The sequence below is a fragment of the Saccharothrix syringae genome (assembly GCF_009498035.1).
Lineage (GTDB): Bacteria > Actinomycetota > Actinomycetes > Mycobacteriales > Pseudonocardiaceae > Actinosynnema > Actinosynnema syringae.
Window position 1 is genome coordinate 3,045,064 of record NZ_CP034550.1, and the last position, 13,442, is coordinate 3,058,505.

Annotated in this window: 8 protein-coding genes; 4 read left to right on the forward strand and 4 right to left on the reverse strand. The window is 70.1% G+C overall.

The genetic code is table 11. The features are described 5' to 3' along the window. Positions 1-255 precede the first annotated feature (255 nt). The 3 genes from EKG83_RS13970 to EKG83_RS13980 are packed head-to-tail and all read right to left on the reverse strand — an operon-like array spanning position 256 to position 5,718. Positions 256-2,349, reverse strand: coding sequence for a tetratricopeptide repeat protein (locus EKG83_RS13970; protein ID WP_051766756.1), 2,094 nt, complete (start codon positions 2,347-2,349; stop codon positions 256-258). 57 nt (positions 2,350-2,406) lie between these two features. Beyond that, entirely contained in the window at positions 2,407-3,723 is a 1,317-nt protein-coding gene (locus tag EKG83_RS13975) for a TIR domain-containing protein (RefSeq protein ID WP_051766755.1), read from the reverse strand. 27 nt (positions 3,724-3,750) lie between these two features. Continuing rightward, on the reverse strand, positions 3,751-5,718 hold the full coding sequence (locus EKG83_RS13980; protein ID WP_153278067.1) for a TIR domain-containing protein: 1,968 nt from the start codon (positions 5,716-5,718) through the stop codon (positions 3,751-3,753). Positions 5,719-5,997: 279 nt separating this feature from the next. On the opposite strand from EKG83_RS13980, the gene EKG83_RS13985 reads away from it, so the two are divergent. Genes EKG83_RS13985 through EKG83_RS13995 form a run of 3 tightly spaced genes read left to right on the forward strand, consistent with a single transcriptional unit; the run spans position 5,998 to position 11,132 of the window. After that, positions 5,998-6,996, forward strand: coding sequence for a protein kinase family protein (locus tag EKG83_RS13985; RefSeq protein WP_153278068.1), 999 nt, complete (start codon positions 5,998-6,000; stop codon positions 6,994-6,996). Between the two features lie 9 nt (positions 6,997-7,005). After that, positions 7,006-9,918 carry a DEAD/DEAH box helicase gene (locus EKG83_RS13990; RefSeq protein ID WP_051766754.1) on the forward strand — a complete coding sequence of 971 codons (2,913 nt, stop codon included), beginning with the start codon at positions 7,006-7,008 and terminating at the stop codon, positions 9,916-9,918. Continuing rightward, entirely contained in the window at positions 9,915-11,132 is a 1,218-nt protein-coding gene (locus EKG83_RS13995) for a hypothetical protein (RefSeq protein ID WP_153278069.1), read from the forward strand. Before EKG83_RS13990 ends, EKG83_RS13995 begins: the two co-directional genes overlap by 4 nt. 697 nt (positions 11,133-11,829) lie before the next feature. On the opposite strand, the gene EKG83_RS14000 is transcribed toward EKG83_RS13995, so the two are convergent. Continuing rightward, on the reverse strand, positions 11,830-12,267 hold the full coding sequence (locus EKG83_RS14000; RefSeq protein ID WP_211269242.1) for a MarR family winged helix-turn-helix transcriptional regulator: 438 nt from the start codon (positions 12,265-12,267) through the stop codon (positions 11,830-11,832). Positions 12,268-12,337: 70 nt separating this feature from the next. Here EKG83_RS14000 and EKG83_RS14005 point away from each other — a divergent pair, with 70 nt between their 5' ends. Then, the gene (locus tag EKG83_RS14005) at positions 12,338-13,282 is read left to right on the forward strand and encodes an NAD-dependent epimerase/dehydratase family protein (RefSeq protein WP_033434544.1); all 945 of its coding nucleotides are present in this window, start codon (positions 12,338-12,340) and stop codon (positions 13,280-13,282) included. The last annotated feature ends 160 nt before the right edge of the window (positions 13,283-13,442 follow it).

Sequence of the window (13,442 nt, forward strand, 5' to 3'; positions counted from 1 at the left end):
TAGGCGTTGTCCGTCCAGCACGGGTGCCGGTTCCGGCGAGGGCGCCGATGATGCCGTGGGTGCGGGCCGCGGTGAAATCGTGGGTCGAGCCGTGCAGTGGGGGCGAGGCATGCCGACCGGACAGGTCGATCGCGGATGGGTGGAAGGGACTCGATGCCCCTGGTGCCGGCCTCGCTCTTGGTCGAGAAGTCGTCTACCGGGAACTCCGCCATGTCTCCACCACGGCCACAGTCCACGTCGCCAGGTCGGAAGGGCTTACTGACTGGTAGGCAACCGCGCGAGTGCTTCCGCCACGGTGCTTCCCTCGGTGGACCCCGATGCGCGGTACAACTCCAGTGCGGCGTTCCACCGGCGCCGCGCTTCGTCGAGATCACCTGCCGACGCGGCGAGCGCACCGAGTTCTTGAAGTGCGCGTGCCTCCTCGTGCTTGCTGCCGCAAGACCTCGCGTGCAGAGCGGCCTGGCGGAACGCGATCTCGGCCAGGAGGTGGTCACCTGCGCGGTGCCGGATCCGACCGAGCCTGCCGAACCCCTCGGCCGCGTCCAGTTCCGAGCCGAGTCCGATCGCGATGTCGACAGCCTCCTCGATGTGCTCGACCGCGTCGTCGAAGTGGCCCAGTTCCGTCTCCACGAGGGCCATGCTGCGCAACGTGATCCCGACGTTCCGGTGCGCGCCGCTGCCGCGGTACCAGTCGAGCGCGAGCTTCTGGTTGCGCAGCGCGGCCGCGAATTCGCCGCGCCGGCGGAGTACGGCCGCCTCGTTGGCGAGTGCGTTGCTTCTCCCATGCCCATCGCCGAGTTCTTCGAACAGCTCCAGCGCCCGCCGGTAGTGCTCCACCGCTTCGTCCAGTTCGTTCATCTCGACCAGCACCATGCCGAGGTTGTTGCGGGTGCGTGCTTCGGCGAGCGGGTCATTCGCGCGAACGCACGCGAGGAGCGCTTGTCGATGGGTGGTCAACCAGCCGTCGAGAGCTTTGGTCAGGAAGTAGTAGTCCCGCAGCGCATATGCGAGCTGCCAGCGCCGCCCGTCCAGCATCGGGTCGTCGATGGCGCACATCGCTTCGAGGTTCCGACGTTCGAGGTCGAGCCACCGCAGCGCGTCCTGGCGATCCCGGATGTCGAGAAGGGCTGCTGCTCGTCCGCTGAGCGGGAAGCGGAGCCGGTGTGGCATGACGATCCGCCCGACGCGGTCCGCCATGTGCAGGTAGTGGTCGAACAACCGCACGACCGCGGCTTGTCGGTCCTCGACGGTGTCGACCAGGTCGCACGTCTCCCGCGCGTAGATGCGCAGCAGGTCGTGCAGGCCGAAGCGGTCGGATCCCAGGTCGAGGACGAGGTGCCTGCGCGCCAACGACCGCAGTAGCGTGGTGGCGGTGAGGTGCGAGTCGTCGAGAAGCGCGGCCACGGCGTTCGCGCTGAACTCCGCACCGGGGTGCAACCCGAGTAATCGGAATGCCCTGGCCTCCGGTGCCGGCAGTGATCGAACGGACCAGGAGAACACGGTTCGCACCGCGGAACGGGCGTCGTCGTCGTGGGTGTCGAGCACATCGAGGCGCGCGTGTTCATCGGCGAGGTCGGCCACGACGCCGTCGAGGTCGGTGGACGGGAAGCGGCTGATCCGCTCGGACACGATGCGCAACGCCAGCGGCAGTCCGGCGCACAACCGCACCAACGTGCCTGCGATGGGGTGACGGGCCCGATCGCCGATCTGTGCGCGCAGGAGCGTCATGCCGGCGTCTTCGGCCAGTGGCTCGACCCGGAGCGCGGTGGCCGCGTGCTGGACCACGAGTCCGCTGAGCTGATGGCGGCTGATCACGACCACCACACCCCCGGCGGGACCCGGCAGCAGTGGCCGGACGTGGTCCGCGGACAGCGCGTTGTCCAGCACGACGAGTGCCCGGCGTCCGCTCATCAACGTCCGGAAGTGCGCGGCGCGTTCTTCGACCGTGGCCAGTTCTTCCGGTCGCGCATACCCGAGCGCGCGCAGGAAGGCCGCCAACGCGTCCTGCGGGCGCAGCGGCTCGCCTCCTCCGAAACCGTGCAGGTCGACGTAGAGCTGCCCGTCGGGGAACTCGTGGATCACGCGGTTCGCCCAGTGCAGCACGAGTGCCGTCTTGCCGACACCGGCCATGCCGGACAGGACGACGAGCCCGCTGGGCGGCAGCGCGTCCAGCCGGGCGAGCAGATCCTCACGGCCGGTCAGCCCGCCGCCGTCAGCCGGGAGCTGACGGGGTACGGTCCTCGTGGAGGCGTGCGTCGTGATGTGCACATCACCGTGGATGGCGCCGGCTTGCACGGCGACCGTCGCATCACCGGTGAGGCTGTTGTGCGCGTTGTGCCCAGGAGTCATGACCCGATTGTCGACTCGTCCGGCTGTGGGCACGACCGTCCGAAGAGTGCGGGCAGGTCAGAACGCGCTCTCGACTTCGACCTTGTAGTCCTGGTAGCCGCCGACCGCGTCCGACGTCGTCAAGGTGAAGGTCTTCGTCTGCTGCGGCGCGAGGTCGTTCACCGCACCGCTCCCCGTGCCGAGAATCCTGCGGTTCGCGTCGTAGAAGGTGACTTTGAGGACCAAGTGCTGGGGGGAAGACCCGGTGTTGTGCGCCTCGCCGTACACCTTGTGGTCGGGAGTGACGGTGAAGTTGCCCAGTTGGACGCCGTCGTCACCCGTTTGCCTCAGGCCGGTGACCGGAGGTGTCGAAGCAACCCCGGTGTTCGTCGTCACGACCGGTGGGGTGAGGTCGCCCGCCTCGAGCCAGTCGCTCCCGCGCAGGTCGACCGCGCACCCGACGTCGGACAGGCGCTGGGCGAGGAGCTTGCGCGGTGCGGGGTCGTTGTTCAACCGCACCACGAAATGCCCGTCGAGGTCCGTGAACCTCCGCACCTTGCCGAGTTCGACCAGGATCGTGCGCTCCGGGATCAACATCATCGCCATGCCGGTCTCGTAGATGACGTTCGGACGGGCCTGTCCCGCGGGCTGCGTCTCCGGGTCGTGTTCGTCGTCGGCGTGTTCGGCCTTGAGCTGCACGACGTCGTCCGGCGTGGCGAGCACGATCACGGCGCGGCCCTTGCCCAGGACGGCTTGGAGGGCATCGCCGATCTTCGGTGAGCCCTGCCGGACCTCGGCCAGCACCTGGGACCACTCCAGCGGCTGCAGGCCGATCGCCCGCAGGAAGTCGAACAGCGCACGTCGCGCTTTCTTGTCGCGTCCGTGGATCACGAAGACCGTGCGATCCCTGTCCGGCTCGGGCACCGGCTCCTCCTGGACTTCGCGGTAGGACAGCGCTTCGGCGGACGAAGCCTGTTGGTCGAGCCTGGCGCGGGCCTCCAGCAGCAGTTGCTTCTGCGTCGTGAGAGGACCCTTGAACCGGTCGGTGTAGGGGTGCTGCCAGTAACTGAGCAGACCTTGGTGCTCACTCGGCCGCTTCTGCCGACCACCGAAGAACTTCGGCCGGGGCTTCACGGGCTCGTGGAGGAAGTGCTTGATGCGGTATTGCAGCGTGCGGACGCTGCCTTCGTACTCGAAGCGGAACTTCTCGCGCAAGTCGCTCGGCAGCAGCAAGAGGCAGCTCGTGAACCATTCGTCGTAAGCGTCACCGAGCTGCTTCGCCGTGCGCGCCCCTGCGGCGACGTCGTCGATCTGCACCTGCTGGGCCAACCGGTCGAGCACCGGGATCCGGTCGATGAGCTCGTCCAGCCTGCTCGACCGGGCCTTCGCCTCCACGTGGCGAGTCTATCCAACGAGCCCGCGTCACGAACGGAGGACTTCGATCAACCGATCGATGCTGGCCGGTCCCAGGTACTCGACCCGCTGCTTGATCCGGATGCTCCCGGGCAGGTCGTCCACGTCGAAGTCCTGGTCGATCACCAGGATCTGGATCGCCCGGTCGACGGGATTCTTGACCTGGAGATGCGTGAAGATCGCCGTTTCCAGCGCCGTCCAGGCGGATTTCGAGTACGAGCGGCTGGCGAAGATGAGTATTCGCCGGCTGTGCTTGACCCCGTACTCGATGGTGCTCAGGGTCGTGTCGCCCGGCCACATGTCCTTGTCGTCGTACCAGCACTCCAGGCGCGCTTCCTCCAAGCGCTTCAGCACCTCGAGGACGACGGGTTTGTCCTCGCTGGAGTGGCACAGGAACACGTCGTACCGGTAGTCGTCCTCGGACCGTCGGCCGACGCGGGACAGCACCTTGAACAGGGCGTCCTTCTGCCGGCCGGTCAGTTCGTCGACGTCCTTGGGGTCGATGCGCAGGATTTTCGGTGATGCGAGGGGTGATGCGAGGTTGGTGTAGGTGCGCGGCGGGACCTGCAGGTCGTGCAGGTCGATCCAGATGATCGGGAACTCCCGCCCGTCCAGCTCGTGGTTGGTCTCGGTGCGCAGCGTGCCGGCGACGAGGATGCACAGGCCCTTGGGCCGATCCTGCGGAGCGATGTTGTCCAGGGAGACCCGGAACGTGGTGAGCGGCACGAGCTCGCAATACCTGCGCAGGGGCTGGAGCGGGTCGTCCGGGGAGTCCGGCCCGACCGTGAGGGGACCGATCGGGTTGCCCTTGGGACCCGCCAGGTACGAGACGTTGTCGCTGACGTGTTCGAGGATGCGTTCGCTGATGTACGCGTAGAACTGGGTGGCCGCGGCCTTGCCCACGTCGTCGTCCCCGAGCAGCTTCGACTGGACGTCGAGGTTGTTGAACGACAGCAACGACACGTCCGTCAGCGCCACCAGGTCGGCGGTGCGGTGGCGCCCCAGCGCGAAGGCGAAGTCGCCGACGATCTCGCCCACGTCGTAGGGGTACATCGGTGCGGCGTCGCCGTGGTAGCCCTTGCCCTCGGAGTTGTACACGCCGACCTGGCCGCGCAGGATGACGAACAGGGAGTCACCGGGTTCGTCGAAACGGCAGATGAACTCGCCCTCGGTCCGCTCCACGAGCTGGCCCAGCTTCAGCATGCTCTCCAGTTCGTCGTCCTTGAAGCGGTTCAACAGCGGATTCGACTTGAGCTCATTGCTGCTGCGGTCGCGGTACTGGAGGTTCAGGGACGCTCTTTTGAGTTCACTGGTGGCGATCTTCGAAGACGAGTGCGTCTGCCAGATCCGCTTGGTGAAGTACAGTGCGTCCCAGTGTTTCCGGTAGTCGTTCGCCGGTGCTGACGGGTTCTTCAATCGGGCCAGATCTCCCAGGTTCTCCACCGGCCAGGAGGGAACGGTGTCGTCCAGGGAGAGCAGGTAGAGCAGCAGTGTCGGAAAGTCGCGGCCGGGAAAGGGCAAGGGGGAGTGGAAAGTCACGGCCGGATCGGTTGCCGACGATTCCATCTCACGTCGGAAATCCTCCGAGGCGACTACGTCGTCCGCGACGACCTGCCCCAGCAGCCACCCCGCGTAGTTGATGCCGCTGCCGACGAGTTGGACCCGGTCGTCGGCGCCGAGGACGTCGCAGACCTCGCCGAAGTGGCAGGTGATGCGCAGCGGCACGCGCTCCGCCTTCGCCCACGAGATCAACTCGACGAGCAGGGTGACGGCAGGCTGCTGCCAGGCGGCCCGCCGGAAGGCCACGTGACCGCCGTCGCCCCCGGACGACCAGACGACCGCTCCCGGCTCGCATGATCCGATCGTTGCCGCCACGATCCGGTTGATCTTCTCGACCCGGTGGACCTGGTCGCGCGCACTCGTCGCCGAATGGCCACGGATGTCACACGACACGATCGCCACCTTGTAGAAGTCCACCTCGCGGGACGACTGCACAGGGCTCCTCCATGGTGCCTGTCGACCACTCCGGGCGCGATAACGCGCATGCGCTGCGCCCGGTCCGGTTCGAACCGAGGTGCGAGCATATCTTCGGCGCCATGCGCATGCCCACGGTTGTTGCACGGCCGGTAACGCGCTTCACCCGGAGATGGTGGCACGCGAGTTGGTGCGGGCCGCAAATCTACGGTTTGCGTTCGGCGGGTTGCGGCTACGGTGTGCGTTCTCGAACGAAGTGTCCGGCCGGCTGTGAGTGGTGGAGTGGAAGAACGGGACGCGGCACCTCCGGTGGCCGGTGGTATCTCCAACGCGGTGCACGGGCCGGTCAACGGGTTCCTGATCCAGGCCGCGAACGTTTACGGCGGCGTGCACCACTACCCGCAGGTCGTCGCGCCGGCCGAGCCCGCGACGCCACCCGACCGGGCGGACCGGCAGCGGTCCGGGCTGGAACCCGAGGTCGACGTCGGGGACACCACGTACCTGGTGCACGAGCAGCCCGCGGGTGCTCGGCCCACTGCCGACGGCGGCGCGGTCGTGCGGCAGGCCAGGTGCTCGGAACTGGGGCCCCGTGGCGGGTTCGGCTGGTTGCGCCGGGTCGACGTGCGGGTGGCCACACCGCTCGCCCGACAGGTGCGGCAGGCGTTGGCCGCGGAGCACGACCTCCTGCGCCGGCTGACGGGCAAGGTGCCGGCACTGCCCGAGGTGCTCCGGTTCGCCGAAGGGCCGGGTGGCGCCATCACGTTGGTGACCGCGTGGCCGGGAACGCGGTCGCGCCGGCCTTGTGACCCGCTCGACGCCTTGCTGCTCAACGGACCGGTGCGCGATCCGGGTGTGCTGGCGCGGGCGCGCCGGGCGCTGGCCTGGCTGTGCGCCACGCTCGACGCGCTGCACTCCCATCGAGTCGTGCACGGTGCGCTCACCCCGGCCGGGCTGCTGATGCGCGACGACGGCGCGCTCCTGCTGCGGGACCTCGGCCGGACCGATCCGGCGCCGCCCGAGTACCCCGCACCCGAACAACTCGAACGCGCCGCCGCGGGACCGTGGACGGACGTGCACCAGGTCGGAGCCATCGCCCACCACCTGCTCACCGGCCGACCCCCGAGCCCTCGCGCGCCGTTGCCCGTCCGGCGCTGGGAACCCGGCATCCCCGCCGACCTCGCCGAGGCGGTCGACGCGGCCCTGGTCGTGGAACCAGCGAAGCGGCCGAGCGCCGCGGTACTCGGGGCGCGGTTGCGCGGCCTCGCACATCCCACCCGCTGAAGGAGCACGGTGCGTTCCGTCCAGCTGCCCCTCAACGGGGTGATCCACCTCGTCGCGTCCGCGGAAGACGACCACCGGCTGCGGGAGAAGACGCGCAACCACCCCGGGCTGCCGCTGAGCGTCGCACAGGTGGTGGCCGAGCTGTCGGCCTCCCGCGGCGGCGTGCCCGCGACGGTGGACGAGCCCAACCGGCGGAACGGCAGGCGCACGCTGCTGGTCTACGGCACGGCCTGGTCGGTCCGGCTCGAACCCACCCACTCCGGACGCGGGTACAAGGTCAGGTGGGTCGACCCGCTCCGGATCAGGGACCACCACCGGCTCGCCCGGCACTTCCTGTCGCTGTGCGCGATCGGCTGGCGGCACGTGGACAGCCTGCACGAACTGCGCGAGGGCGTGCACTCGTTCTGGCCGCAGATCGAGCAGCAGTGGGAACGGCTCGTGCGGTCGCAGGCCGACGCGTCGACGGCCCCCGCCCTCCCGCCCCACCACGCCGCGTTCCTCGACACCGTCGAACAGGTCGTCGACGCGGGCGAGCGGGTCGCCGTGGCGGCCGCGAGCGGCGAGCGGCCCTACCCGTACCGCGACGTCGCACCGGTCGGCGAACAGCGGCAGGGCACGCATGCCGTGTACGGCTTCACGATCGGCGGGACCGGCGTGCCGGAGGAGGGCGCGTTCGTCCAGGTGAAGGGCTACGACGAGCACCGCGGCCAGGTGGTGCGGCTGGACGGCCGGGTGGCGACCGTCCGGTTCGACGAAGCCGTGGACTGGAAGCTGCTGCCGAAGACCGGCGAGCTGGAGACCACCACGAGCACGGTGGTGTTCAAGAAGCAGCGAGAGGCGATCACCGCCCTGCGCGACCGGCTGACGCGCAACCCGCACCTGCTGACCGCCCTGGTCGACGCGCGCACCCGGCCGCTCGGCGAGGCGCCGGACACCCCGACCGAAGACCTGGACCCGGACCAGCTCCGGGCGTTCCGCAGGGCCCTGGCCGTCGAGGACCTGATGCTGGTGCTCGGCCCGCCGGGCACCGGCAAGACGCGGGTGATCAGCCAGGTCGCGCACGCGGCGGCACGCGGGGACGGGTGGACGCGACCGCCGCAGCGGGTGCTGGTCACCTCGCACTCCAACCGGGCTGTGGACAACATCCTGCCCAGGCTGTCACCGGACCTCGTGGTGGTGCGGGTCGGCAACGCCGGCACGGTCACCGAGGAAGGCCGCCCCTACCTGCTGGACGAGCAGGCGCGGCAGTTGCGCGGCCAGGTGCTCGCGGGCGTCGACCGAGGACTGCGCGAGTTCGCCGACCTGGAGATCGCGCAGAAGTGGACCGACGAGCTGGCCGACCGCGTGCACGCCCTGCTGGCCGTGTACGCCCGCGTGGACGAGGCACACGCCGGCGTCGCGGCGGCCCGACGCGACGCCGGGGGCCCCGCCCAGGCCCGTGTGGACGGGCTGGAGGCCGTGCTGGCCGATCTCGACCGGCGGTCGGCACGCGTGCACCGGGCGGGCGAACGCGTCACGCGAGTCGGCCGGATCCCGCTGCTCGGCTGGTGGGCCCGGTGGCGGGGCGCCGCGCTCTGGTCGCAGGCCCGGCAACTCGATGCGGCCCGGCACGGCCATGGCGAGGAACTGCGTCACGCCCGGCAGCACTTGGAGGCCGTCACCGAGCACGCGCCCGCGGTGCGCCACGCGGGTTCGGTGCTGGCGCAGTGGTGGGAACAGGCGGAGAAGGCGCGGGAATCCGCGTTCCTCGCCGCTCATGCGTCGCGTGCGGCGATCGGCGGCTCCGAGCCGCCACCCGTGGTCCGCGACACCACGGACCCGGTGGCGGTCCGGCACGACCTGACGGCCCTCGTGTCGTGGCTGCGAGCGCGACTGCCGCTGCTCCAGGCCCGTGCGCGCCTGCTCGCGGACTGGCACCGGGAGGTTTCCGGGGCCACCACGCAACTGCACCCCGAGCTGATCCGCTACGCCCACGTCGTGGCGGCCACCACGATCGGCACGGCGTCCCGCCCGGAGCTGTCGGACGTGGGCTTCGACCTGGCGATCGTCGACGAGGCCGGGCAGATCGGCACCGCCGACCTGCTGGTGCCGCTGGTGCGGGCCCGGCGGGCGGTGCTGGTCGGGGACCAGCAGCAGCTACCACCGTTCCTCGACTCCGAGGTCGAGACCTGGGGGCGGGATGTGGGAGACCCGCGCATTCGCGCCCTGCTCGCGCAGAGCGCGCTGGAACACCTGGTGGACCGCCTGCCGCAGGTGAACGTCGTGCCGCTGACGTGGCAGCGGCGGATGCCCGCGGTCATCGCCGAGTTCAGCTCGCGGGTCTTCTACGGCGGCAGGTTGCGCACCGCCGGCACGCGCGTGCACGACGACTCCCTGTTCGGCAGCCCGCTGGTGTTCGTCGACACCGCGCGGCTGCCCGCGCAGCAGCGGCGTGAACGACCGGCCGGCCGGCGGGAGCACCGGCAGAACGGCTACCACAACCCGGCCGAATCGCTGTTGCTGTCGCGGTTGGCCGCGCACTACGACGCGACGGGCCGCGAGTGGGCGGTGATCGTGCCCTACAGCGCGCAGGTCAAGGCGGTCACCGCCGCGATCGTGGAGCTGATCGGCAAGGAGGCCCACGTGCGGCTGAACGTGGGCTCCGTCGACTCGTTCCAGGGTGGCGAGCGCCAGGTGGTCCTCTACGGCTTCACCCGCAGCAACCCGGACGGCAACGTGGGCTTCCTGCGCGAGCTGCGGCGCGCCAACGTCGCGTTCACCCGTGCCAAGGAGCAGCTCGTGCTCGTCGGTGACCTGGACACGTTGACGATGGCGCGGGACGCCGGGTTCCGCGACCTGGCGCGGGCGCTGCGCGATCACGTGGCGACGGCGGGCGAGATCAGGCAGTACGCGGAAGTCCTCAACCGGATCGGTGGGCGATGAGCAGCAGGGCGAGGTTGTTCCCCTACCCCGAACCGCGGGCGCTGGAGGACGCCGCGTTCGAGCACGAGGTCGTCCCGACGCGCATCCACTCGCTGCTCCTGCCGGTGTGGAAGGTGACCGTGCGGGCGACGGTGGTCGTCGCCGAGGACTACGACCTCATCGACCGCCACCTGTCGCGCGGCATCGCCGAGGCAGGTCTGACCACCACGGCCGAGCTGGCGGCGTTCTTCTCGCTGGACCCGCTGCTGGTGGACCGGGCATTGCGGGCGCTGGAGGCGATCGGCCACGTCGGGACGACCGACGGCCGCTGGTGGCTGACGGAGGTCGGCCTGAGGTCCGTGCGGGACGGGAGGCGGTACGCGGTCGCCAACGAGGACCGTCGCGTGCTGTACTTCGACGGCTTCGCCAGCCGGCCCCTGACGAAGGTCTGCTACGACCCGCGCAAGGTGACCCTGCTGCCGTGGGACGAGCTGCCGACCGGGGGACGTTTCCAGAGGCTGTTCACGCGGTGGAGCTTCGACCCGGCGGCACTGACGGCCCTGTCGGGCAACCCCGAGCGCGCCAGGTTCAACCTGCCCGAGCGGATCGACAACCCGCGTCCGCTCGGCCCGCCGGAACTGGTGTACCTGCCGCTGATCGTGGTGCGCGGGCTGTCGCGAACCGGCCGAACGCGCTACTTGGCCTACACCCAGGCGGTCGGTGAGGCCGACTCCGATCTGGGCGCGCTCGTCGAGGCGACTCCCGACATCACCGCCATCCTGGAGCACGAGCAGCGCGCCGCGGACCCGGAGCACGAGGAGAAGCGGGCGCGGGAGTGGGCCGACCGGTACAACCTCACCGGACACCGCCTGGTCCGACTGCCCACCGGCTTGCTGCGCGTCGTGCTGCCCGGCCGCAGCTTCGGCGCGGACGACGGGCTGCCGCTGTACCAGCTCGGGTCGTTCGTGGTGCGCGGCGACAGCTTCTTCCAGCCGTGGTGCGACGACGTGCGGTTGCGACAAAAGGCCCTGCTCAGCCGGGCGCGTTCACTGCTGGGCGCTCGCTCGCGGCTCGAGACCGGGCAGGCTTGGCCGCGGATCGAGCAGGTCGCCCGCCAGCTCGACGTGGGAGGGGTTGATGTGGGCACGCTGCGCGCTCTGGCCGTGCGGTTGGGTGAGAAGGTGCTCGTGACGCAGCTGGACGAGCTGGCACACGCTGAGCCTGCCCCGTTTTGACGGACATCCCGATCCCCGCCTAGTGCCGCCCATGTTGCGCGGACCTCGACATCGGCGACCAGACGACTTACGCCCGGCGCCGCCAGGAGCGCATCGACAGCGCACAGGTTCCCGGGACGACCAGCGCCGACAACGCCGAACTGGTGGCCATGCGTCGACGGATCGCTGACCTGCTCGAGCAGGGGGTCTTCACCCAAGGCCAGGTGGTTGTTTAGAGGGTGTCTGAAAGACTATGTGGAGGGTTTGCCGAGGCGGTGGAGCATGATCATGGCGAGGTGGATCGTGTTGTTCGAGGCGTCGAGGCTGTACTCGTAGTCCTTTTCGCTCCCACAGCCCTTCCCGCCGCCAGGTCGTGACCGTGGAGACGGCGCTTTCGCCCAGGACGGGATGCCCACCGCGGTGAGGGTGTCGATGATGCCGTGGGCGCGACCGCGGCCAGGTCGTAGGTCGAGGCGGGCGCCCCGGTCGATCGGGGGGCTGTCGAGGATGGCACAGGCCCTGCGGGGGCGCCCCGGATCGCCTCGGCCGGATTCGGGTCGAGGTCGGCCGGGAACCGGACCGCTTCTCGGGTTTGGGGTGGGGATGACCTGGCCCCTGTCGGCGGATCGGGCTCGCGACAACGTCCCGCACCGGGTCGTCCTGCCGGCCCGGTCGATGCGTGTCGACGGGGCGGGGTCACCGGTGATCCGGGCCCGGGTCAGTTCTCCAGGAGGGTGCGCAGCGTCCGGCGAAACTGACTCGTCGCATTCGGACTGAGCGCGGCCAGGAACGCGCTCTCGGCCTTCCCGTACGCCACCCGCGCCGCGTCGTAGGTCCGCATCCCCTGTTCGGTGAGCTCGACGACGTTCCTGCGCCGGTCCGCGGGGTCCGGTCGCCGCGTGACGATGCCCTTGCGCTCTAGCACGTCCAGCAACGCCACCATCGTGGTGCGGTCGATGCCGAGCGTCTGCGCCACCTGCAGCTGCGACGTCGGTTCCCGGTGGGCCAGGACCCGGAGCGCCCCGAAGTCCTTGCTGTCGATCCCCAGCGGTCCGAGCGCCGCGTCCGTCAACGCCGTGAGCTTCAGGGTCGCGTGCTTGAGGAGGTACCCCAGGACCTCGTGCGGGTCGGCGCTGGTGCTCGGCTCGGTGGACACGACCCCCATCTTAGGCTTACTCTGATCGTCAGTAGTACTGACGATCAGAACCACTGCGAAAGGCGCGACCATGATCCTCGTCACCGGAGGGCTCGGCTTCATCGGCTCCCACACCGTCCGCGCCCTCACCGACGCCGGCGAGGAGTGCGTCCTGCTCCAGCGCCGCACCCCGCAGATCCCCCCGCACCTGGCCGACCTGCCCGTCCACGTCGCCCAGGCCGACGTCGCCGACCTCGACGCCCTGCTCGCCGTGGGCCGGCAGTACCCGATCACCGGGATCGTGCACCTCGCCGTCGCCCTGCCGTGGCCGGTGACCGACACCGACTCGGTCGAGGCCACCGCGGGAGCGCTGGACGCGTTCCTCAACATCGTCCGCGCCGCGCGGACCTGGGGTGTGCGCCGTGTCGTGACCGCGAGCACCATCGGCGTCTACGGCTTCGCCACCGAAGGCGCGCTGACCGAGGACGTGCCGATCCCCCTGGGGCACTCCCACGCCATCCCGACGTTCAAGAAGATCACCGAACTCCTCGCCGGCCACCTCTCGGACGTGACCGACGTGGACATCGTCAACGCGCGCATCTCCGGCACCTGGGGTCCCGGCGGCCACCTGCCCGACCCGTTCTTCGCCGCCCCCTCCCTGGCCCACGCCGCGGCCCGGCGCGGCGAACCCGACCTGTCCGGGCTCATCGCACCGCCGCACGCCGAAGACGCCCTCGACCTGCTCTACGTCAAGGACACCGGTCGCGCGCTCGCGCTGCTGCAACTCGCCGACAAGCTGAACCACTCCACGTACAACGTCGCCTCCGGCCGTGCCACCAGCAACACCGACGTCGTCACCGCGATCAACTCCGTCGAGCCCGACTTCCGGTGCGAACTCCCCTCGGCCGGGGACCGCCCGGTGAGCTGGCTCGACATCACGCGCCTGCGCGAGGACACCGGGTTCGAGCCCCGGTACGACACCGCCGCGGCCGCCGCCGACTACATCGCCTGGCTGCGCGCGGGGAACCAGCGGTAACCCCCGGCCGCCCCCGGTCGCCCTCGGCTGCCGTCGAGCGGATCCGATCGTCGCCTCGCCGGAGACGGCTCCCGTCGTCTCCGGCGAGGGCCCTGACGGCCCTCGGGAGGTCGACCGGTGCTGATGCCCTCCTGCGGGGCGGCCACCGGCCGTGTCCCGC